Raw genomic sequence first — 22,675 nt, forward strand, 5'->3', positions numbered from 1 at the left:
TATCGAACGAATTTTCATGTTCGACTGCTCGGCATAGTAGTTGGCCATCCGCCGCAGAGGAGATGGCTCATGCTCACCCAATCGCTCAATACTTCAATTATCGGTAACAAGGTTGCTCCGGTTGCTTACTCCCCTTCGGACCATTTTTGTGCCATTACGGGGCATGCAGGCTTGGTCGCTACCGAGTTTTCTTACCGGAAAGACGAGGAAATCTACGGCGAAGATGAGCCGGCGGAATATGTTTATCAGGTAATCCGCGGCGCTGTTCGGACCTACAAGCTGCTTTCTGACGGACGGCGCCAGATCGGCGCGTTTCATCTTCCGGGCGACGTCTTCGGGCTTGAATCGGGAATAGCCCACCGGCTCGCAGCGGAAGCCGTCATCGATACCACCGTGCGCCTGGTGAAGCGCCGCATTCTCGAACAGGCGGCAGGGACCGATGTTAAGGTTGCGCAAAAGCTTTGGACCATGGCGGCTAGCGATCTCCGGCACGCGGAAGATCATATGTTGCTTCTCGGACGGAAGAACGCGATGGAGCGCGTCGCGAATTTCCTTCTTGAGATGGATCTCCGCCTTGCCGTCGCCGGCATGATGGCGCTGCCGATGTGCCGCCGAGATATCGGTGATTATCTGGGACTTACGCTGGAAACGGTTTCAAGGGCGCTTTCTCAGCTGCAAAACGAGGGTGTGCTCGGATTTTCCGGCGCCCGTCAGATCGTTCTTCGCAATCGCCAGCGTCTCAAGAACATGGATGCGTGACGCCTTAGTAAGCGCGTCAGAAAAATGTGCGCTATCTTGTACCGGAACATCGCAACGAAAAAGGAGAATGCTATGACACGGTATATTGCTCGGTTCATGAAGGACGTTCTCGGAGAAAATGGATGTGAAAGGGAAATTTGCCAACGGGAGCTTGAAATCGAAGCCTCAAATCAGGCGTCTGCGGGAGACGTGGCGAAGACCAAATTCTGTGAGATCGAAAACGTAAAGGACTGGTCCCTTCATGCGGATCGCGTTCGAATAGCCGAAACGGAGTTCCCGTCTTAAATTACGCCGCCTCGATCGGCGTCGGGACCCCACACCGATTTCCCTCACGACTAAGTCCCGAGAGAGTGATAAGCAATGAAGTCTTTGAGTTCTTGACTGAGCTCAGCGCGCTCAATCTTCAAATCATCGTTCTCCTCAAGATCAGCAGGAAGTCTGCGCAGCAGGGCCGCAAGGGCACGCTGTACTCTGTGCACGCTCTTGAACTGGCCGGTGCTCGCCCGCGTGCGGATCGAAAATTGGATCTCCTTCTGACGCGTGGCGACTTCCGCCATTTGCGCGGAGGCTGCGCCTGTGCGCTCCAAAGATCGACCTGGAAGGCGAGCGTGTCCTTGCGGCGGGGATCGTTCTCAATCACCCACTGCAGCGGCGTGTTGGACACGAGGCCGAGGCGTGTGCCTGTCGCAAATCAAATCCGGACATATTGGTGGTGTAGCCCGCCGAGAATTGGGCGGCAAAGAATGTGCCCGGCGAGTTCGAGGGCGCGGGAGATCGGCGCATCTTTCTCCAAAGATAAATGCGTCCGTATCTTGTTGTGATAATTCATGTACGACAGTATGTGACGGAGGTGTCGCTCGCCGAACACAACAACGTGGTCAAGGCATTCCCGTCGGATCGAACCGATCAGCCTTTCGGCATATGCGTTTTGCCACGGGGAACGCGGCGATGTTGGTCGGTCGCGGATGCCCATCGATCGGAGTCTGCGGATAAAGACCTCACCATAGGCGCCGTCCCGGTCACGAATGAGATAGCGGGGAGCCTGTTCCCAGCCGCATGCTTCCGTGACCTGATTTGCGATCCATTCTGCGGTTGGATGCGCTGTGACGCCAGACCACAGGATATGTCGCCGGCCGTGCCCCATGATCAGCAATCCATAGAGCAGGCGGAACGAGATTGTCGGCACGACGAACATATCCATCGCAGCGATCCCGTCCGCGTGATTGCGGAGGAACGTCCTCCAGCCTTGGGACGGCGGGTCTCGTCGCCTGACCATGTATTTGGCTACGCTCGTCTGTCCGACATCGATGCCGAGCTTGAGCAACTCTCCATGGATCCGCGGCGCTCCCCACAGCGGATTGGCAATGCTCAGCTCGCGGATAAGCTTGCGTATCTCCGGCGGTACGGTTGGTCGGCCACCGCCGCGCAGCGACTTCCAGCTCCAGTACGATCTGAACCCGGCACGGTGCCATTTTATGACGGTCTCTGGCTTCACAATCGCCAGAGCGTTTAGGACCGTTGGGGCCAATCGATACACCCCGGCAAAGAGCAAACGGTCCGCCGAACGGAAGGTCTGCCTCCTCGGCGAATTCCGTCGCAGTACGTTAGTCTGATGCCGAAGGACCAGGATCTCGGCTGCCAGCGAAGCTCGTGACCGGAACAACCCGACCAACGCCATCCAAACAAGGCTGCAAGCTTTCCGCATAGGACAGAAAGATTGCGTGATTCTGCCTCAGTTGTCAGCCCGATTGGGTTTGCGACAGGGACAGGGTCAAAAGGGCCGTTTCGCCAGTGCGTTAATCACTTCCAGTCTACCCCGACAAACAGACATTCTGTGAGTCCGTCGGCATGTCCCAAAGGTGCACAAACCCGGAAGTGGCAGTTTAGTTCTTCGAGTTTATTGATGTAACAACTCTTGCAGGTCGCAAAAAATTGGGAGAGGGCGGATGATTGCGAGCTCAAGGGCATCCGAATAGTTGAGCAGCTATATTAGGGAACGGAATACGGGAAGCCCTACGACAACCACTGTGCATGTTTCGCAACTGCCTCACGGACGCAAACCAGCAGATAGCTTCCTAGCCACGGCTTCTCGACGACCAAAACCGCAATTGCTGCGGCTCGGTCGCGCACATATTCGGTTGGATTCCCTGTGATGAGAACAGCCGGGATCGAAACTCCCCGACCGTGCAGCGCGCTGACCAGTTCCAGTCCATTCATCGCGGGCATGTGGTAGTCAACGACTAGGCACCCAATCGCAGGCAGGCTCGCTTCGTTGAGCAAGTCGTGGCCATTGGAAAAGGCGCGCACCTCGAAGCCCTCACTCTTCATCCTGTTTTGAGGGAATCCCGCACGGCCTCGTCGTCATCAACGACGAGGATGACTTGCTTGGTAATCTTCGGTGCAGGCTGAGTCATCAACAAATTGCCTTCGCTGTTGGGCGGAAACAGGACTATGTGACAGCACGGAAAGCGTATGGCGCGCGATCATCAGTTCCTCGTCGGTGGGGATTGCGTAAAGCGCGACGCGGCTGTCGGGCCGCGAGATCAGTAGCTGCGGGACCGCATTCGCCCCCGGATCGAGCGCAGCGCCGAGCCAGGCGAGCTTGTCGGCGATGCGCGCCCGCATCGTCGCCGAGTTCTCACCGATCCCGGCGGTGAACACAAAGGCATCGATGCCGCCGAGCGCCGCCGCCAGCATGCCGGCATACAATCCGACCCGGGTGACGAAATACTCGATCGCGAAGGCGGCGCGCGGATCGGCGCTGTCCTGAAGCTCGCGCACATCGTTGCTAATGCCGGACAGACCTTTGAGGCCGCATTCGCGATAGAGCAGATCCTGCACCTCGCCGGCCGTCATACCCTTCTCGCCGATCAGGTAGAGCACCACGCCAGGATCGAGCTGTCCCGAACGGGTACCCATGGGCAACCCGTCGAGCGCCGTGAACCCCATCGTGCTGTCGATGCTACGGCCGCCGTCGAGCGCACACATGGAGGCGCCGCTGCCAAGATGCGCGACGATGACGCGGCCGTCGGCGACGGTCGGGGCGACCTGGCGCAGCCGCTCTGCCACATATTCGTAGGAGAGGCCGTGGAAGCCATAGCGCCGCAAGCCTTCCGCATAGAAGCGTTGCGGGATGGCATAGTGGTCGGCGAGCGCATCATGCCCGCGGTGAAATGCGGTGTCGAAGCAGGCGACCTGCGGCAAATCCGGCCTCCGCGCCAGCAGCGCCCGTATCGGCGCCAAGTTGTTCGGCTGATGCAGCGGCGCCAGCGACACATAGCGCTCGAGGTCCGCCAGGACCTTCGCGTCGACCAGCACCGGCCGGTCGTAGTCTGGCCCGCCATGGACCACCCGATGGCCGACAGCGACGAGCTCGACCTTTTGCGTCTCGAGCAGCCAGGCACCGGCGGCATGCATTGCGGCCGGAAGGTCGATCACTTGGTCGGGCGTGTAGGTCTGGTCGATCAAGGGCCTCTTGTCGGCTGCCTGGGCGCGCAGCCGCGGCCGCCTACCGATGCCGTCGATCTGGCCTTTGATCAGGCATTTCAGGTCGGAGAGGGCTCCGAGCGCGAACACCTGGAACTTGAGGCTCGACGAGCCCGCATTGACGACGAGGATCGTTTCCATGTTGGTCACGCGGCCGGCAAGACCGTGGCGCGCCGCCGGGCGTCCGCATATAGGGCCGCCACCGCGCAGGAGGCCATGCGGGTGCGGACGGAATCTGCCCGCGACGTCAGGATGATCGGTACGCGTGCCCCGAGCACGATTCCGGCCGCGTCGGCCTGGGCCAGGAACGAAAGGTTCTTGGCGAGCATGTTGCCGGCCTCGAGGTCGGGCACGACCAGGATCTGAGCACGGCCCGCGACCGGCGAATGGATGCCCTTGATCTTCGCGGCGTCGGGATCGATGGCGTTGTCGAAGGCGAGCGGGCCGTCCAGCACCCCGCCGGTGATCTGGCCGCGCTCTGCCATTTTGCACAGGGCTGCCGCCTCGATGGTCGACGGGATCTTGGACGTGACGGTTTCGACCGCGGAAACGATGGCAACGCGCGGCGTGCCGAGCCCGGCCTGCGTGAACAGGTCAATTGCGTTCTGGATGATGTCGCGCTTCGCATCGAGATCGGGGAAGATATTGATCGCCGCGTCGGTGATCAGCAGGGGCTCCGGATAGGTCGGCACATCCATGACGAACACGTGGCTAATCCGCCGCGCCGTCCGCAGGCCTGTCGCGGAGGCGGTCACCGCGCGCATGAGCTCGTCGGTGTGAAGGCTGCCCTTCATGAGCAACTCGCCTTTCGCCTCATGGATCAATTTGACGCCCTGCGCGGCCGCTTCGTCGGCGTCAACCGCGTCGATCAGCTCGAACCGGCTAATGTCAATCCCGTGCTGCCGCGCCAGTGCGGCGATGCTTGCCTTCGGTCCGACCAGGGTCGGGATGATGATGCCGGCCTCTGCCGCCTCGGCGACGGCGCGCAACGAAGTCTCGTCGCAGGGGTGGACCACGACAGTGGTCGCCGGCGGCACCTGCTTCGCGCGGGCGATCAGGCGTTCGTAATTCGCATGGGTCTGGACTGGTGCAGCCACCTGGGAAATCGTCATTGCAAGCTCCTGTCTATGCTGTGCCTCGCCGACCTGCGTTTTGACGCCTTGGCGATGTTCCTATTAATGCCGCGCTGCATGACTGCTCGATCGCCGATTTGTTCAGCCCCATTTCAGCGTGAGAGCGATGTCGCCCGGCACGCCGCCAGAGAAGTCGACGACCTGAACGCGGATCTTGTATCCGATCGGGCGCAGGTGCCGATCCCAGAAGGAATACATCTCCTTCGGCAGCCCGGTCAGGGTGCTCTCCCAGCCCGGCTCCATCATATTGATCGCGCGGCCGTTGTCCGTGCACAGCGCGTTGGGAAAGCGGAAGACCTCCACCTCGGTCAAGCCGTTCTTGACCGCGCGCTGGACGATTTCGGCCGCGCGCTTGAGCGCCTCCTGCTCGGAAATGCCAGAGGGCTTCAACAGCTTGTCGATCAACGCCTTCTTCTCGGCGTCCGCCTTCTCCTTCTGGCGCAACACCTCGCTCGCCGTCTCGGCCTCGGCAAGGGCAAGCATCTCCATCGCCTGCTTCGCGGTCGGCAGTGGATTCGATAACTTGGCGGCAGTCGTGCTCATTGTCTCTCTCCTGTCAGCATCCATTGGCTATTCGCGTCCAGCGCCGAGGTTCGGCGACCGGAAACCTGTCCAAAGCGCCCGGCAGGAAGCTAACTTCTCGCGCATCACCGGCAGGGTCATCATTTCAGCTCGACTTTGGACTTCCTTGTAACTTGCTAGGCAGCCGGGCTCGCGGATGCGACGTCCTCTACGACGAGGATCCGCGCGATCCGTTGCAGCCGCTCGGCCACTTCGCCGGTGATCTCGCCGCCGGCGCCCAGCACCTGGCGCACAGCGGCCACAGTGCTGCGCCGCGACTTGGCATCGGGAATGAGAGCTGGAAGCGCTGCGACGGCCGCCTCCTGGTCGAGCAGCAGGATGAAGGCTTGCTCGTGCACCATCCTCTTGAACTCGGCGAGTGCCGGCCGCTGCACGTCGTACCGGACGGCGCGCAGACGGCGAATGGCCTCGAACCCGCGCGCGTCGACGGCCGCCCGCGGGATGCCAACATAGAGCAGCGCGCGGATGGTGCCTTCGCGCACGTCGCCAGTCGCGACCCGCGATTTCAGCTCGGCGATCCGCGTTTCCACCAGCTCGTCATGGAGCGGCATCTTTGGCGCCTTGCGCTGCCGCCGCGTATCCGCCGGGTCGATGCCGACCGCGACCTGCAGCAGTGGATTGCTATAGATCGTAAGAAACGTGCGCTCGGCTAGCGTTTCGACTCCATCCCGCCAGGAATTGAGGCCGGCGACGATCTGCTCGGAAACAGTCTCCTGCACCGCCAGGAACGGATTGTCCGCCGCCGCAGGCTGACGCTTCTTGCGCACTGCTTGCGCGATGGCGGCGACAGGCGCCAGCCACGGATTTTTGTCGGACAACAGCTCGTATTGCAGCCGCAGCGGATGCAGCCGGTCGAGCCACTCGGCCACAGGCTTCGACACCATGGCGCGCACCATCGGCTGGGCGAACGTGCGGTAGAGCGCGAGATTGATCTCTGACACCCGCGCCGCAGTCGCGAAACGCCGCTCGTCAGCCGCATCGTTGCCGCCCAGCGCGCGAATGTCGTCGAGGGTGCGCGCCTCGCAACGCATAATCCACTCGCCGGTAACGAGGTCGGGGCTCGCCGTGTCATCACGCTTTGCCTCGAACACCGCCTCGTAGAGGCCCGGCGGCAGCACGTCGATCAGGTCAATGTTGTTGGAGAACTCGGCATACTCCTTGCGAGCCACGCCGGTCGCCACGAAGATTCCGAGATGACCTACGGACTCGTGGATGGTGTAGACGATCGTCTGGCCGTGTCGGCGGATGTCGTCGACATCGTCGTACAGATCGAGGAGCCATCCCAGTGCCTGCTGCGGCGGCGTGACGTTGTCACCTTTGGAGCAGAACACGACGATCGGCGAACGGATGTTGCGCAGGTCGATCATCGTCCCGTCCGAGCCCTTAATCATTCCCGCCGCAAGCTTGTTGCCGATGAACAGCTCGTCGACGATGGACTGGATCTCCTCAGCGTTGAGATTGACATGCCCGCCCCACCACCGCTCGAAGCCGAGATAGCGCGGGGCCTCGGCGTCGATGTTGGCGTACAAGTTGTACTGTTTGGTCCACAGGGTGTTTGCGGGATTCTGGTTCTCGAAATTCTGCACCAGCCAAGTGCCGTCGAATTTGCCGTGGCCGAGATCGCTGGTGAGCGCGGTGAGCCAGCTGCCGCCGAGCAGGCCGCCCGAGTAGCGCATCGGGTACTTGCCGTGTATGCCGCCCCAATAAGACAGAGGCGACCCCGCGATGATGATCGGGCCGAACAGCTCTGGACGCATCGCCGCGAGCATCATTACGGCCCAGCCGGCCTGGCAGTTGCCGATCACGCACGGCTTGGCGTCCGCATCGGGATGAAGAGCGATCACTTTCTCCAGGAACACCGCTTCGGCGCGCGCGATGTCCTCGAGGGTCTGGCCCGGCACCGGATCGGGCAGGAAACCAACGAAATAGCAGGGATGGCCGGCCTTGAAGGCGACGCCGATCTCGCTGTCGGCCTTGAAGCCGGCGATGCCCGGGCCGTGCCCCGCGCGTGGATCGACGACGACGAACGGACGCCGCCTCTGGTCGATGTCGACGCCCTTCGGCGGGATGATGCGCGCAAGCGCGTAGTTAACCGGCCGTTCGAGCGTACGGCCATCGATCACGATCTCGGCCGCATAGCTGAGCACGTGCGGCGCGACCTCGGCCATATGCTCGTGGTACTGGTTGCCGCGCTGCCGCATCACATCCCAGAACAGGACATTCCGCTGCGTGGTGTCGACCATGTACTCGATCGCTGGGGCGAACGGGCCGAAAGCCTGCGTCGAGGCCGCAGCCGCAGGTTCATTCAGATTGGAGCTCATGCTGGACTCTCCAGTGTTTGCGTCTAAAACGTTGCGGTAGAATCACAATACGGCAACCACGCTCATTTTCGGTCAGAGGCAACGCGCGGCGATTGCCTCGTTAGCGTGCGCGACATCGACGTCGAAGCGGCCGAGATCGCGTTCGCGTTCGGTACCGCTTTTGCACAGTGCCATCACCGCGCGTGCCTTTACCACTTCTAAAAAATAGAGCCGCGTCGCCGTGCATATTTCTGATCTGTCCACGCCGCTGAGGCTTTTGATCCGTGTCTGCATCGCCGCGACGCTGACGCTCGCGTCCGCGAGGTTACGGTCGCAACCCGGCAAGTGTGGCGCGTCCTGACGTGCAGGCGGCGCCGCCAGAACCGCCGTTGTGAAAGTGACCGGTACGATCAACCCGACAAATGCAACCAATGAGACCACAAAGCGCTTGAGCAGATTTGGTGCATCAACCATGAACGCATCGCGGCAATGCTTTGAACAGTAGCGCCGCTTGCTGAACCAGTCGCGCCGATAAGCAACAAGACCAATGCCGCGATTGCAGTCTGGATTTGAACGTTTCATAACGCTTTCCTTCCATAATTTTTGACGACGCTGACCGCCTCATGTGCCCATCCTGCGAAGCACTGCGTATCGCAGTAGATCAATCGCGTCTGTGAATCACGAACGTAGCCTTTCTCAATAAGGCCACCGCACACTGCGCAGTGTTGGTCCGCGCATGGGACACGGTTATTGACGACAACGAACCGAATTGCCCGTGGAAATCTGCTGGTGGCGAAAGTCAGATCGGTACTCATGTTCCACATTCATCGGTTCGGAAGTGAGCAAGGGCAGAGCCGTGCATGTTCTAAGTGACACTCATTTTGGCGGTTTGACGTGTCGAAATCGATTGCACGCAGGTAGCGCGGAATAGTTCTCTAGTTTTGTGCGCTAAGCCAACGCTTAGGGTTGTTGGCGAGGCCTGGGGCTTTCCGGGACCCTACGCGGCGACGCAGCTGAAGGTGGGCACCTGCGTGCGACGTTAACGGGTACGTCGGGTTAGAACGGCAGCACTGCGAAATGTCGGCTTTTGTGTGTAAAAACACGGACATTCGTGGGCGGGCAGGCGCGGCAGAGCGCACGACCGCATTAGATGCGGATCGCTTCCATCAACCCGCCAACGCCCGGAATGCTCATTGCCCGTTTCATATTGTAGGCCAGGACGTGCAGTGCCATTTCGGTGCTGACGTTTTTGAGCGTTTTCATCTGGAAGTGCGTCGCTCCCATCCAAGATTTTATCGTGCCGGCTCGACTGCACCCGATTGAGGTAGCCGTAGACGTAAATCTTCAGCAACGTCGCCGGATGATAGGCTGGCCTTCCTGTCGCCTCCGGCTCGACGCCGCCAAAGCCCAACCTGCCCAGATTAAGCCCTTCGACAAAGACATCGATCGCCCGGACCGGATTATTCTCGGACAAATAGTCTTGTCGCTCGGAAATCACTTAACTCAAGAGGCCCACCGCGCGCGATGCTACAAGAGCAATGGTTGCGAGCGAAATGGCAGATTCCGCCATCATAAGCAGCTTGGCCCTTACTGTAAGTGGGAGTGTGTCGGTGGGCGAAAATGCGGTTGCAGTTGTAAACGCCAAAAATAGGTAATCAACAAAGCCGGGAGACCAGTTTGGAAACTGTGTACGAGCGAAAGTCGTCTGTTGTTGCGCGAAAAGAAAATCGCTCCTCGGGTCTGGCGCCAGCCCCTTTAAGGGGGGACCACCATGATCCAACGCCCAGAACCAAAGCGCAAACAATACGATGTTGGTGGCCCAAATGTTTAGTGAGTCTAAAAGGAGCGTTCGACCGGTGCCAGCATGACCGGACAACATTGCTGCAACTAGTCGAATAAGTACGCCAGAATTCACCAGCGTGACCACGGCGGTCAAAACAATTGCTAGGCGTCGGAGCATTCTCCTAAGGTCGCCGACAGAATGCCACTGCTTATCCGTTGATGCTTTCCGCGCACGCTTTTGTACCCACGCAGTGCCGATTGATAAGGGAATCAAGAGCGCAAGCTCCAGACAAGGCGCGAACCAACGTGGCCCGACTGTAAGGTCATTCACGATACCAATTTGAAGTCCTACGATTACCAAAATGGCCACGCGCGCGAGCCAGAAATCAACGAGATAGGTTGCTAGGTGTCTTTGGGAACCGGGCATATGGCCAGCAACTTTCAATTCTTGTCCATGGGCCAAAAACGTTTGTGTCGAGAATCTTCGTGGACGACAGTATGCCGTACAACATCGCGAATTGATGCCCCTAATCAACTACGCAAGGCATAAAGCTCTGCTTTACAAGCCTCAGTGAAATCTTCCAGCGGATTATCCCAATGGATGCTGGTGCCTTCTAGGTGCTTTCGCATATCGTCGAACGTCTTGTTAGAGTCTGCGTATGCTCCAGTAACTTTTCGGATCACCTGTTCTGCGGCGTGGAGGACGGGACTGGAGGAGATTAGGCGCATCCGCTCCATGACCGCGTAAAGCCCCGCTAGAACGTCGGGCCCCTCGGCCTGTTTGCCCCATGCTTCTGTTAAACGTTTCGATGCCTCTATGATAAATTCTGCGTACAGCGTCTCCCGCTTAGCCGCCTCCTGTAGAAGCAGTTGGATTCGAAGCTGCCTGTGTTGTGTGAGCCAGGAAGCGGCGAAGGTTGAAACTCCACCGATTAGCGAGCCGATTAGTGCAGAAGTGGCGGATAATATTGCCGGGTCCATTGCACAGCCCCCGTTCTGACTTGTCACTCAAATTGTCCATAACTCCGACGGCAAGAAGCCCTAACAATCAGCGCCAGCCGACGGTTCCTGCTTTCGACTCTTCCGGCAATTCCGCAGCCTGTTTTGCTATCTCCAGGCAGGTCAGCAATTCAACGTAGCTGGGCGCACGATCGAGCCCAGCAAAATGCTCGCACTGACTGCGCTGTGCTGCGTTGTACCGGGTTCACTCGTGCTCGAGCCTGGTCCGTGCATCGTTTTCATCATGCTGGCACGCTGCAGCAGTCCCCCGCGGTAGGCCCACTGCGGCGGCCGGGCGGCAGGTACGCTCGACGTCAAATTTCGGCACCGTATCGGCGGCGAGAAGGACGTGCGAGACGGTCAAGATGATCGGCAATAGCGCAGGCATGATATGTCCTCCGCTGGCGCCAAGTTCCCAGTCTCACATTCCCAGCCGGATCATGTTGCAAGGCGCCGAATTTCCGCGAAGTAGCTCGCTGCTCCTGTGGCTCACGCTCGCGTTTTGCATCTCTACGTTCCTTTTCCGCAAAACGCCTGGAGTGAGTCAGGCAATATTCGGTTGGGGAGATTCCTGTGATCTTTCGGAACGCCGCCGAAAACGAACTCGTTCGGCTGAAGCCGAGTGCAAGACCGATTTCGGCAATCGACAATGCCGAACCTGCCAGCAGTGTTTTGCTTCGCTCGATCCGTTGTTGAATGACATAGCGATGCGGCGGTATTCCAAATGACCGTTTGAATGCGCGGCTGAAACAGTGTGAAGTTAGATAAACAAAACGTGCCAGCGCGTGGACCGTTATGGATTCGGCGATGTGCTTTTCGATGTAGGCCGCGACTACAAGTTGCTGCCACGCAGCGAGCCCACTCCTCGCTTGCACCCGGATCTTTCTGGCGTGAACGGGAAAGCGAGGTCGCTGATGCAAGTTCGTGATCATGCCGGATTGTCCTTTTGATTCAAGTCGAGAGGCGACGGTCGAGCATGCGAACCTATTGGCGGGTTCATTGCGCGAGAGCCGTCTACGCCTTCGCGGCAGGACGGTGGGGGCAGCCACCTGGGATCGATGTGGCGTCCTGTCCTCCCACGATGATCGCAATCGATGTCGAACCTGATTCGATGTTTCCACAACGAGTTCCTCACATTGTGTTGGTGGCCTGCAGACTCCCGCAGTGCTCGCCTGTCTCTCGCGTGACGCAAACATCGCGAATTGGGACGCCGCAGTCTATTGTGCGTGGGTCGTGCCGGATTCGCTTGTGGTTGGCGAGATTAAGCGATGGCTTAGAAACGACGCGGGACCGATAGACTTAGGAGCCGACTCCGCTTTTCTGGTGCGACCTTAAGATGTCCCGCTGTTCAATCATGTGCGAGCTAAGAGCGTAGCGGCTTTTCTGTTGCGAGGTTGAGGCGATCCGCCATTCGGCTGAGCTCCGGAAGCGAACGGGCCTTCATCTTTCGCATCAGGTGGGTACGATGCACCTTCACCGTGGATTCGGCGATGCCGATGTCGTTCGCAATCTGCTTGTTGAGGCGACCGGCCGTAACCTGGATCATGACCTCGCGCTCGCGGGAGCTAAGTGTCGCGAAACGCTCCCTGAGCGCAGCCAATGCCCTGTCGCTCTCCCGACGAGCACGATCGCGCGCGAGCCCGGCCTCCACAGCATCGAGGAGTTCCTGATCACGAAACGGTTTTGTGAGGAACTCAATGGCCCCCCCCTTCATCGCCTGCACGGTCATCGGGACGTCGGCGTGCGCTGTAATGAAGATGATTGGCACTTGCCTGTTCGCCGCGGCAAGATCACGCTGAAGCTCGAGACCGCTTCGCCCGGGCATTCTCACGTCGAGCACCAGACAAGTCGGTCCGTCCGACAGCTTGGCCTTGGAAAAATCGGCAACAGACGAAAATTGCTGGATGTCCAAGCCGACCGAGCGCAAGAGTCGCACGACCGAATCGCGAAACTCGGCATCGTCGTCGATGATCACGACGCTGGGCTTGGCTTCAGGCATCCCCAGACCATGCAAAATGGGCCGCCTTGTTCCTGCTGGAATGGTATTTATTCTACTCACAATCCGTTGCCACCAACAGCCCCCTACCTAAGCGAATAGTCGAGCGCATAAGCCATCGCTTAGGGCAGCCGGCATTGCTTTGTCGGGACGCTTCGCCGACATTAATAGCATGCAGCGCGGCATTTGGACAGCCACCGATACCGTGGGGCCAAACCAGTTGAACCGAAAATGGCGAAACGTACATTGATCTCGGTTGTCGAGGATGATCAGCCCTTTCGCGAATCCATGAGAAAACTCATGACCGCGCTGGGCTACACTGTCGAAGCGTTTTCCTCGGCAGCTGATTTTCTGGCATCACCCATATTGCCTGCAACCGGGTGCCTGGTCACCGACGTCCAGATGCCTGGAATGAGCGGGGTTGAGCTCCACAGACATCTCGTCGATAGGGGCCACGTGATTCCGACGATTCTCGTCACTGCCTATCCGGATGACATCACCCGAAACCGCGCCTTGAAGGATGGAGTGGTTTGTTACCTTAGCAAACCCGTGGATGATGAGCATCTGGAACGCTGCCTTCGTTCGGCTCTCGAGTCTGGAAAGCCGCATGAAGAGCACTCATGAACCCTGCGGGCTTGCAGGCAGAGTGAACTGAAATACCGCGCCCCGAGGCCGATTGGCCTCTGCCCACAGTCGACCTCCATGAGCGGTGATGATGGACCGGCAAATCGAGAGTCCCATTCCGATTCCAGCATTCTTTGTGGTGTAGAACGCCGCGAAAACCTTATCGAGACGCTCCGGATCAATTCCTGGCCCTGAATCTTGCACTGCGACCAACACATCGCTCGTCTGGCCCTGCTTGGTGCTGATCGACAACTCGCGCGCGTCCTCCTCGACTGAGCTCATCGCTTCCACGGCATTCAGGATCAGATTCAAGATGACTTGTTGCAATTGAACACGATCGCCGTGAACGAGCAGCGACCCCTTCAGAGTGGTACGGACCAAAACCCCATTCTTTGTGATTGCGCTCTGCACCATCTCGATAACCTCGTCGATCGCCTCGTTGAGGTCGAAAGGCTCGCTTCGTGGAGGCGCCTTCTGGATGTGATCGCGCATGCGATCAACGATGCCTTTGGCCCGATCGGCATCCCTGACAATGCAGGCGAGCGCCTCTTTGACTTCGGGCAGGTTTGGCGGGCTCATTTCCAAAAAGCGCATTCCTGCACGCGCATTGTTGCGGGCCGTGGCGATGGGGTGCAGGATTTCGTGAGCCAGCGAGGCGGCCAATTCGCCCATTATGCTCACACGATTCATGTGCGCGAGATTCGACTCCAACTGGCGAAGTCTCTCGTGCTCCTCTTGCGCGCGTTTACGTTCCGTCACATCGATGTGCGTAGCGACCATCTCGACGCGTTCTCCCTGCGCGGAGAGCATAGGCTGGCCCGTAGCTTCGATATATTTGACCGTTCCATCGGGAAGTACGATTCTGAACTCGAACGCAAGATCTCTCCTCGCATGCAAGGCCTCGTCGGTCGCCGCATTCACTCTCTCGCGATCATCTGGATGTATGCGTTGCAATACAGTTTCCCGGTCCGGAAGTCCCTGCAGCGGATCAAATCCCCATATCCGGTAACTTTCCTCTGACCAATAAACAGCCGCGGTGGCGTTGAAGGCCAAGGTCCCGGTGTGGCTCAGCCGCTGTGCCTCGGCCAGATAAGCTTCGCTGCGTCGCAGTGCCTCTTCTACCCTCTTTCGCTCGGTGATGTGCCGCCCCACGCCGCGGTAGCCGATGAAACGTCCCGATTTGTCAAATACCGGCAGCCCATAGACCGACACATAGCGCTTGCCACCGTCGGACGCAGGTCGCGCGAGCTCAAAATCTCGGAATGGCAGGTGGGCATCGAGCGTCTCGCGGTGCTTGCGCCAGGCCTCGGCGTCAGGCTCGAGGTAAGGCACTTCCCAGCGAGTCTTGCCGATCTCGGAGCCCGGCGCCGGCGCGTCAGCTAGCCCTTCAGCAAACACCTGGCGGATAAAGCGATGCTGCGCGTCGCTCTCCCAGTACACGTCGAAGGAGAATTGAACGATGGTCCGAAAGCGCTCCTCGCTCTCCCGCAGTTCATCCTCTGCGCGCTTGCGCTCGGAGATATCGCGCACCAAGCACAAATACCGGCGTCCGCCTTGCTCAAACTGGTTTAGGCGAACCTCCACCGGGAAAGAGGTGCCGTCCTTGCGCCGGTGGCGGGTCTCGAAAGTGATGGCTTCCCCGGCGACGGTGCGCTGCTTTAGACGTTGGATGGACGTACCGTCGAGACCGACATCGAAATCGCTTTTATGTTTGCCGATCAGTTCTTCCCTGCTGTAGCCCAGACCATGGCACGCTTGGCGGTTGACGTCGAGAATGGTCCAATCATCGTCAAGCAGCAAGAAGGCATCGGTCGCGTGATCCACGAAGATGCGGAAGCGCCCCTCGCTTGCGCGCAGCTCTTGCTCCGCCCGCTTGCGCTCGGTGATGTCGCGGTCCAGGGAAACGGCCAGCATTTGGCCCTCGTGCCAAAGCTCCCGAATGCTCACCTCGACGGGAAACACGGTTCCATCCTTTCGGCGATGACGACCATCATAGGTCACGATTTTCCCTCCCCGGAGACGCTCCCGGATGCGTTGCAGAAGCGCCGGTGTCAGATCCGGACCATAGTCGAACGCGGTCATCCCGATCAGTTCGTCGCGGCGATAGCCCAAGCTTTCGCACGCCTGGCGATTCACATCGAGAACGGTCGCATCCTCATTGTAGAGAAAGAACGCATCGGTTGCGTGGTCCACCACGGTGCGGAAGCGCGCCTCGCTCGCGCGCAGCTCGCGCTCGGCCTGTTTCAGCTCCGTGATGTCTTGCAGAACGCCAAACTTGCGCAGAGGTCGCCCCGAGCCGTCCCAGGTAACATCGCCCTGGCTGTGGACGATTCGCAGGGCCCCATCGGGACGCAGCACCCTATATTCCACGTCGTAGCGTGGACCCCCACGGCGTACGGCTGCCGCAGCGGCATCGGCTACTCTCGCTCTGTCCTCGGGGTGAATCAATTCCAGCCATGGCGCAACAGGCCGCATTCCCAAGATCCGGCCAACCTCGGCCGAAACAGTTACGCGATCGGTAATCAAGTCATGCTGCCACCAACCAACATGCGCAATTCGATGCGCCGTTTCCAACCGGAGATTGGTCTCGCCTAACTCTTCTTGCACGCGCCTAAGCTTCGTCGTTAGTGCGGTCACGACCAGCGATGTTGTGAGGAACATCGCGATCCTCAGAATATCGTCCGGATCATCAACGCGGAACTCGAACAATGGCGGCACGAAGAAGTAGTTCAGGCAGGCGACGGCGACGATTGATAGAACGACCGAGACGACAAAGCTGCCCAACAGCGAAACCAGCGCGATCCAAATCAGATAGGCTAAGGACGTCCTCCCGACGCCAAAGCCGATCTTAAAACAGACGAAGGTGATCAATGCTACGCCGGCAATACCCAGCAAAAACTGGGCGGCAACGGCGTGTAGTCGGGGTCTCTGCTTGTGTGTGATCTCCATCCCAACCACGCCCCGAACGATGCTCACACAGCTGCGGGGACGCGGACAGCGGCCCAATCCCCTCCGGTCTCTCGAGTATAGTGCTTCCGCTTGCGCGAGCCGAAGCGGCTAATCCGCGCAACCAGCAAGGAAGCATATGGTACGCTACTGGCGCTTTTAGGGGAAGATCTGCGGACCGTTGTCCGCACGCGTCGCGCTCTTCGTTCTTCCGCTGAACGCGTGAACTCCGTGTCGTGCCGAGCGTGCCTGACGTTTTGGGGCCGCCTGGCACCTCCCCCGCCGGATCATTCGGCCGGCTGCACATGGCTCGTCGCCGTGACCGTCGATTTCCTCTGCGTCTTCTCCCGCAGCGTCTGAAACACAACGTAAAGCATGGGGATCAGGAGGATACCGATGGTACTCGCCGCCAGCATGCCGACGAAGACTGGTGTGCTGACGCTGCGGCGGGCAATTTCCGAGGCGCCCTCCGCCCATACCAGCGGCGCCAGGCCGACGATGAACGCGATGGAGGTCATTATCACCGCGCGGAAGCGCAGCTTTGCGCCGAGCTCTGCCGCTTCCCTGATGCCCATGCCGCGCTCCCGCTGGTCCTTGGCAAACTCGACGATCAGGATGGCGTTCTTGGCCGCCATTGCGATCAGCACGACGAGGCCGATCTGGGCGTAGAGATTGAGCGTCAATTTGAATACCAGGACGCCAGCGAAGGCTCCCAGCACGGCGGTCACCACCGACAACAGAACAGGGACCGGGATCATCCAGCTTTCGTACAGGCCGACGAGAAACAGGAAGGCGAACAGCAAAGCCATTCCGAGCACGATCCCGGTCTGCCCGCCGGCCCTTTGCTCCTGAAACGCCGTGCCGGTCCATTCAAACCCGAAACCGGGCGCCAGCGTCTTCGCCGAGATGTCCGCCATGGCGGCGAGCGCCGTGCCGGAGGCAACGCCCGGCGCCGGAATGCCGTTGACGGTCACCGAGCGATAATTGTTATAACGCGTGATGACCTGAGGACCGGTGATGTTGCGCAGCGAAGCGATCGCCTGCAGCGGAACCATGGTGCCCTTGCTGTTGCGGATGTAGATCTGCCAGAGATCGGGCACATCGCGCCGGTTCCCCGCCTCGCCCTCCACATTGACCTGCCAGGTTCGGCCGAACAAATTGAAATTGTTCACGTAGTAGCTGCCGAGCGTCGCCTGCAAGGTGGTAAATACGTCATTGATGGTAAGCCCCAGCGACTCGGCTTTTGCGCGGTCGATGTCGAGATAAAGCGAGGGCGCGGCTGCACCATACGTGGTGAACACCTGGGCGAAGCGGCTATCCTGCTTTGTGACGTCGATGAGTCCCAGGACCACGCTTCCTATGGTGGCCGGATCTGCACCCTCGAAACTCTCGAGCTGGTATTCGAAACCGCCGGTCGTGCCCAGACCGATGACCGGCGGCAGGTTGAACGGCAGGACGGTCGCGGTGCGGAGCTGCAGGCCGGCGCCGAACGTCTTGGCGATCAGGGCCTGAGCCGAATCCACGGCCTGCTTGCGGTCTTCAAACGGCTGCAACACGGCCACCATGAAGGCGGTGTTGCTGGATGAGAACGAATCGAGGAACGAGTAGCCGATGATGGAGACCGTGTCCTTAACCTGCGGCATGGATTTCAGGACAGCTTCGACCTGTCCGACAACCTCGCTGGTGCGCGCGACGGAGACACCGTCCGGCAGCTGCACCTGCACGAAAAAGGCGCCCTGGTCCTCCTCGGGCAGGAAGCTCGTGGGCGTCACGCGTGCCAAGCCGCCGACGCCAAGCCCGAATGCGACGACGAGCACGACCCCAAGTACCGAGAACCGCAGAAGCTTGCGGACGACCAGGGCATAACCGTCGCGCACCCCGTCGATCCCTCGGCTGATGTAACCCATCAGGCCGCGGCGCGGGCCGGAGTGTCGCAGGAACAGCGCACACAAGGCGGGCGACAACGTGAGCGCGTTGAACGCCGAGATCAGCACCGTTGCGATGATCGTCACCGCGAATTGCCGAAACAGCACGCCCGAGATCCCGGCGATGAACGCGACCGGAACGAAGACCGAGAGCAGCACCAGCGTGATGCCAATGATCGGCGCCGTGACTTGCGTCATGGCCTTCTTGGCGGCGTCCGCCGGAGAGAGATCCGGCTCTTCTTCCATCACGCGCTCAACGTTCTCCACAACGACTATGGCGTCATCGACCACGATGCCGATCGCAAGCACCATCGCCAGGAGCGAGACGGTATTGGCCGAATAGCCGAACGCCACCAGCACCATGAAAGCGCCGATGAGACTCACAGGAACCGCAATGACCGGAACGAGGGTGGCGCGCAGCTGTCCAAGGAACAGAAACACCACGAGCGCGACGAGGACAAATGCCTCGAACAAAGTTTTCAGCACCTCATGGATAGTGTCGTTGATGAAAACCGTCGTGTCGTAGGTCGCTCGTGCCTGCAGTCCCTCCGGAAAACGAGGGCGCACCTTGTCAAGCGTTTCCTTCACGGCTGCGGCAGTCGCAATGGCGTTGGCACCGGGGGACAGAAAGATTCCGATCGTCACCGCCGGATGGCTGTTGAGGCGGCTGAAGTTGTCGTCGTTCATGGCGCCCAGCTCCACCCGCGCCACGTCTTTGATGCGCAACGTAGACCCGTCAGCGTTGGCGCGCAGCACGATGTCGCCGAACTGCTCCGGACCGATCAGCCGACCTTGAGTCTGCACATTCACCTGGATCTGCTGATTGTCGGCAATCGGACGTGCGCCGATGCGGCCGATCGACGCCTGGACATTCTGGCTTTGGATGGCCTTGATGATGTCGGATGGGGCAAGATTGAGGCTTCTCAAGCGCACCGGGTCGAACCAGATCCGCATCGAGTAATCGAGCCCACCGAACAGTTTGGCCTCCCCTACGCCCGACGTGCGCGACAACTCGTCAAGGACGTTGATGATCGCGAAATTGGTGATGAAAAGCGGGTCGTATTTGCCGCTTTCGTCATAGAGATTCACGAACTGCAATATCGAGGACGATTTCTTCTGGACCTTGATTCCCTGCAGTTGGACCTCCTGCGGCAGCTGCGAGATGATCGTCTGCACGCGATTGTTGACATTGACCGTATCGATGTCGGGATTGGTGCCGAGTTCGAAACTTACGGCGAGCGTATACGAGCCGTCATTGCCGCTCGTGCTCTTCATGTAGATCATCTTGTCGACGCCGACGATCTTGGACTCCAGCGGCTGCGCCACCGTCGCCTCGAGCACCTCCGCGGACGCGCCAGGATACCTCGTGGTGACCTCGACCTGGGGCGGCACGATATCGGGGAGCTGCGCGACCGGGATCCGGGTGAGGGCCAGGAGTCCCCCGAGTGTGATGACGATCGAGATGACGATCGCTAGGCGTGGCCGGTCGATGAAGATTGAGGAGATCATTGGTGTCAGCTCCTGCTAGCGATGGACGTTGCGGGCGCGGGTGTCACCGGCGCGTTGGGTCGCGCCCGTTGAAGTCCCTCGACGACGACCTGCTCTCCCTCCTTGAGGCCATCAACAATGCCAGCCGCCTCCGGCGTCACCTGGCCGAGACGCACCCGGCGCTGCCGGGCGATATTCTGATCGTCCACGACATACACGTAACTGCCTTGCTGATCGGCGAGGACGGCGGCGCGCGGCACGGCGATGACCCGCTTCGGCTGCACGGATTCAAGAAGCACGGTCACGAACTCGTCGGCCACAAGCTCGCGAAGGTTGACACCGCCCGCCGTCTGCTGCCCCAGGACGGGATTCGAAATGACCCCGCGGAGAAGGAATGTGTCGGTATCCTGTGCGATCGCGTTATTGATGAAGTCGAGCTTCCCTGTCTGGCCATAGACCCTCCCGTCCGGAAGGCGAAGTCGGATCTTCACCGCATCGAATCCGCCCTTCTCGGAATACTCTTCGCGCAACTCGAGGGCGCGGCGCGTCGGGACCGAAAAGACCACGTACATCGGGTCCTGGCTGACCACCGTGCTCAAGGCGCCGGATGTCTGGCCGACCATGCTGCCCACGGTCACCGATGCACGCCCGATGCGGCCATCGATCGGCGAGTGGATCTCGGTATAGCCAAGATCGATCTGTGCGCGTTCGAGCTGTGCCTGTGCTGATTGCAGCTGCGCCGCCGCGACGCGCTGGGTTGCTTGCGCGCTGTCGAGGGCCTGCTTGGTACCAGCATTTTTCTCGAGCAGTTCTTGCTTGCGCCAAAGCTCGATGTTGCTGTTCTCGAGCTGCGCCTTGGCTTGCGCGACCGCCGCCTCCTGGACGTCGACCGCTGCCTGGAACGGCGGGCGCTCCAGCGTGTAAAGCGGATCGCCCTTCTTGACGTCGGTACCATCCGTGAAAAGCTGCTGGTCCAAAAAGGCGGTCAGGCGCGCTATGATGTTGACGCTGTTCATCGCCTCAATACGGCCGTTGAATTCGTAGCTGTCGGTCATCGGCCGACGTTCCACCTTGATCACTCCGACCACTGGCGGACCGGAGGGTGAAGGCTGTGCCATCGCAGAGGGGGCGGCCCATATGACGGCCAAGAGCGCCGCTCCAACCAACAATGAACGTGCCGTCGGGTTCATCTTTTGCACGAGCGATACGGACCTGCGGATGCCGCCTTCTCGCTCGGCGGCCGGCTTCGACTCGGGTGAGCCCGCCGCATGAATTTCGCTGAACGCGATATCTGCAAATGTCGCCAGCGCGAACAAGTTCATAGATGTTTCCTTTCCGTGCCTGCCAGCCTCACGCCCCACGAAGCGCTTGATTTGGATTTCACAGTTCACCGGCGGTGGTTCTCATTCGATGAGATTGGTTCAGTTAGGTGGAGTAGCGCGTAAGCATTTTTTCCAGCACCTAATTTGATGATTTCGCTGTAGCCGTCCATTGGCCACGGGTCGGCTTCCGTTAATCCAACGAGGAGAGAGCTAGTACTTTGGCTTAGCGTGCTTGAAGGTCCGGAGACCCGGTTTCAGATGCATTCTTTCCGGAAAGGGTGGCGCATAATCCAATGAGGAAAGATCTGGTGGCACAATGACCTGTCAACACGCGTACTGCCGTCAACCTAAGTAGGAGTTGGCTCAACGAAAACGTCAGGCCGATCGACCTGCGTAGAATGGAGCTACCGCTCTACTGAACTAACATTACGGGCATCTGATCAAGAGGGCAGAAACTGGGTGGTAGGCCCGCCCCAGGAAACGTTGAAATGAGTCCATTCTTGAAATCGCATGTCTTCAGAGCGTTGTTCGCCATCCCTTCTCGGGGCCGCGTCCTCGATGCGATGGCGCAGCGGTGGCGCCGGCTCACGGGCTTGCTGTTCGATCCATATCGGCCCGAACTGCACTACATGCGTGGCCCCGGCCCAAAATGGCGAGAGAAACACGCGCGGACCGGATTCGCGAGGTAAAGGCTTCAGTCGCGGAACGATGGAAAGGTTCCAAACCGATGACCTCCACTCAATACGTTACCAATATGGCGCGCACCTTTATGGCCGCAGAAATGGTCATGGCGGCGGTAAATCGCGGAGCAACCTTGGCTGCTCGTGCGCGAGCTGAGAAAGTCCTTGACGACTATTTTGCCCTTGTTGAACTGGCGGTCTCTTGGACAGAGCACAATCCGCTTGATCGACGCTTCTGATCCGAGCGCCACATGTCCAGCAAGCAAACGAGGACATGCACCATTGACAAATGAGAGCAGCATTATCGTTAAGAGCGTTCCCTATGACGTGAGCAGATCTTTTGGATTGGTCATCATGGTTTCTCTTATTACGGACCTGAAACTTAGCGGTTACTCTGCTGCGATTTCAGCCTTGGCAAGGTTTGCTGAACGCGATTCCTCGGCCTCCGGGGCGTCTCTCACAATTGTGCTTGCCCTATGCGCTCGCTTACGAATGCGCTTTTGGCAATTCCTGCTGGAAACGTGGTGGGACTTCTACCGCCCGGAATTCCATTGCGTCCGCGGCCCAGGGCCTAAATGGCGCCAAAAGCACAACCTTCTTGATCCTGTCGCTGGCCCGCCAGTCGGTAACCAGCGACAAACAAGAGGGATACC

19 protein-coding genes and 2 pseudogenes are annotated in these 22,675 nt (G+C 59.6%); 4 read left to right on the forward strand and 17 right to left on the reverse strand.

The window, feature by feature from the left end:
- Nucleotides 1-69: 69 nt before the first annotated feature.
- Both B5527_RS30760 and B5527_RS46740 read left to right on the forward strand, forming a co-directional pair.
- Complete coding sequence (locus B5527_RS30760; RefSeq protein ID WP_079604863.1) at nt 70-759, forward strand: helix-turn-helix domain-containing protein; 690 nt, start codon at nt 70-72, stop codon at nt 757-759.
- 72 nt (nt 760-831) lie between these two features.
- A complete protein-coding gene (locus B5527_RS46740; RefSeq protein ID WP_079607635.1) occupies nt 832-1,044 on the forward strand; it encodes a hypothetical protein in 213 nt (70 codons plus the stop codon).
- Between the two features lie 50 nt (nt 1,045-1,094).
- Here B5527_RS46740 and B5527_RS30770 read toward each other — a convergent pair whose 3' ends face one another.
- From B5527_RS30770 to B5527_RS30830, 14 genes and pseudogenes are all read right to left on the reverse strand, one after another.
- Nucleotides 1,095-1,316, reverse strand: a complete 222-nt coding sequence (locus B5527_RS30770) for a DUF3734 domain-containing protein (RefSeq protein ID WP_245332328.1) — start codon at nt 1,314-1,316, stop codon at nt 1,095-1,097.
- Nucleotides 1,317-1,450: 134 nt separating this feature from the next.
- Entirely contained in the window at nt 1,451-2,311 is an 861-nt protein-coding gene (locus tag B5527_RS46745) for an integrase core domain-containing protein (protein WP_245332329.1), read from the reverse strand.
- A gap of 461 nt (nt 2,312-2,772) precedes the next feature.
- Nucleotides 2,773-3,087: a response regulator gene (locus B5527_RS30780; RefSeq protein WP_245332330.1), complete on the reverse strand. Its 315-nt coding sequence runs from the start codon at nt 3,085-3,087 to the stop codon at nt 2,773-2,775.
- Nucleotides 3,088-3,123: 36 nt separating this feature from the next.
- The gene (locus B5527_RS30785; protein ID WP_079607636.1) at nt 3,124-4,386 is read right to left on the reverse strand and encodes an acetate/propionate family kinase; all 1,263 of its coding nucleotides are present in this window, start codon (nt 4,384-4,386) and stop codon (nt 3,124-3,126) included.
- Nucleotides 4,387-4,391: 5 nt separating this feature from the next.
- Nucleotides 4,392-5,357: a phosphate acetyltransferase gene (locus B5527_RS30790; RefSeq protein WP_079604865.1), complete on the reverse strand. Its 966-nt coding sequence runs from the start codon at nt 5,355-5,357 to the stop codon at nt 4,392-4,394.
- A gap of 102 nt (nt 5,358-5,459) precedes the next feature.
- Entirely contained in the window at nt 5,460-5,861 is a 402-nt protein-coding gene (locus B5527_RS30795) for a hypothetical protein (protein WP_245332331.1), read from the reverse strand.
- 215 nt (nt 5,862-6,076) lie between these two features.
- A complete protein-coding gene (locus tag B5527_RS30800) occupies nt 6,077-8,203 on the reverse strand; it encodes a DUF3141 domain-containing protein (RefSeq protein WP_245332332.1) in 2,127 nt (708 codons plus the stop codon).
- A gap of 150 nt (nt 8,204-8,353) precedes the next feature.
- Entirely contained in the window at nt 8,354-8,842 is a 489-nt protein-coding gene (locus B5527_RS30805; RefSeq protein WP_079604868.1) for a hypothetical protein, read from the reverse strand.
- Between the two features lie 564 nt (nt 8,843-9,406).
- A pseudogene (locus tag B5527_RS47870) lies at nt 9,407-9,562 on the reverse strand (IS5/IS1182 family transposase); the annotation flags it as partial.
- Nucleotides 9,561-9,740, reverse strand: a pseudogene (locus tag B5527_RS30810) (transposase); the annotation flags it as partial. The pseudogenes B5527_RS47870 and B5527_RS30810, both read right to left, overlap by 2 nt.
- Before the next feature lie 18 nt (nt 9,741-9,758).
- Nucleotides 9,759-10,487 (reverse strand): hypothetical protein, encoded by a 729-nt coding sequence (locus B5527_RS30815; RefSeq protein ID WP_245332333.1) that lies wholly within the window; start codon nt 10,485-10,487, stop codon nt 9,759-9,761.
- A gap of 86 nt (nt 10,488-10,573) precedes the next feature.
- Nucleotides 10,574-11,023 (reverse strand): hypothetical protein, encoded by a 450-nt coding sequence (locus B5527_RS30820; protein WP_079604870.1) that lies wholly within the window; start codon nt 11,021-11,023, stop codon nt 10,574-10,576.
- 332 nt (nt 11,024-11,355) lie between these two features.
- Nucleotides 11,356-11,973, reverse strand: a complete 618-nt coding sequence (locus tag B5527_RS30825) for a helix-turn-helix domain-containing protein (protein ID WP_172842718.1) — start codon at nt 11,971-11,973, stop codon at nt 11,356-11,358.
- A 431-nt stretch (nt 11,974-12,404) separates the two neighbouring features.
- Nucleotides 12,405-13,040 (reverse strand): response regulator transcription factor, encoded by a 636-nt coding sequence (locus tag B5527_RS30830; RefSeq protein ID WP_079604872.1) that lies wholly within the window; start codon nt 13,038-13,040, stop codon nt 12,405-12,407.
- 228 nt (nt 13,041-13,268) lie between these two features.
- Here B5527_RS30830 and B5527_RS30835 point away from each other — a divergent pair, with 228 nt between their 5' ends.
- The gene (locus tag B5527_RS30835; RefSeq protein WP_079604873.1) at nt 13,269-13,661 is read left to right on the forward strand and encodes a response regulator transcription factor; all 393 of its coding nucleotides are present in this window, start codon (nt 13,269-13,271) and stop codon (nt 13,659-13,661) included.
- Here B5527_RS30835 and B5527_RS30840 read toward each other — a convergent pair.
- The 3 genes from B5527_RS30840 to B5527_RS30850 form a co-directional block, all read right to left on the reverse strand.
- Nucleotides 13,656-16,610: a PAS domain S-box protein gene (locus B5527_RS30840; RefSeq protein WP_079604874.1), complete on the reverse strand. Its 2,955-nt coding sequence runs from the start codon at nt 16,608-16,610 to the stop codon at nt 13,656-13,658. The genes B5527_RS30835 and B5527_RS30840 overlap by 6 nt on opposite strands.
- A 284-nt stretch (nt 16,611-16,894) precedes the next feature.
- Nucleotides 16,895-20,041: an efflux RND transporter permease subunit gene (locus B5527_RS30845; protein ID WP_079604875.1), complete on the reverse strand. Its 3,147-nt coding sequence runs from the start codon at nt 20,039-20,041 to the stop codon at nt 16,895-16,897.
- 5 nt (nt 20,042-20,046) lie between these two features.
- On the reverse strand, nt 20,047-21,342 hold the full coding sequence (locus B5527_RS30850; protein WP_245332334.1) for an efflux RND transporter periplasmic adaptor subunit: 1,296 nt from the start codon (nt 21,340-21,342) through the stop codon (nt 20,047-20,049).
- Nucleotides 21,343-22,069: 727 nt separating this feature from the next.
- On the opposite strand from B5527_RS30850, the gene B5527_RS30855 reads away from it, so the two are divergent.
- Complete coding sequence (locus B5527_RS30855; RefSeq protein WP_079604876.1) at nt 22,070-22,261, forward strand: hypothetical protein; 192 nt, start codon at nt 22,070-22,072, stop codon at nt 22,259-22,261.
- The last annotated feature ends 414 nt before the right edge of the window (nt 22,262-22,675 follow it).

The organism is Bradyrhizobium erythrophlei, from assembly GCF_900129425.1.
Lineage (GTDB): Bacteria > Pseudomonadota > Alphaproteobacteria > Rhizobiales > Xanthobacteraceae > Bradyrhizobium > Bradyrhizobium erythrophlei_C.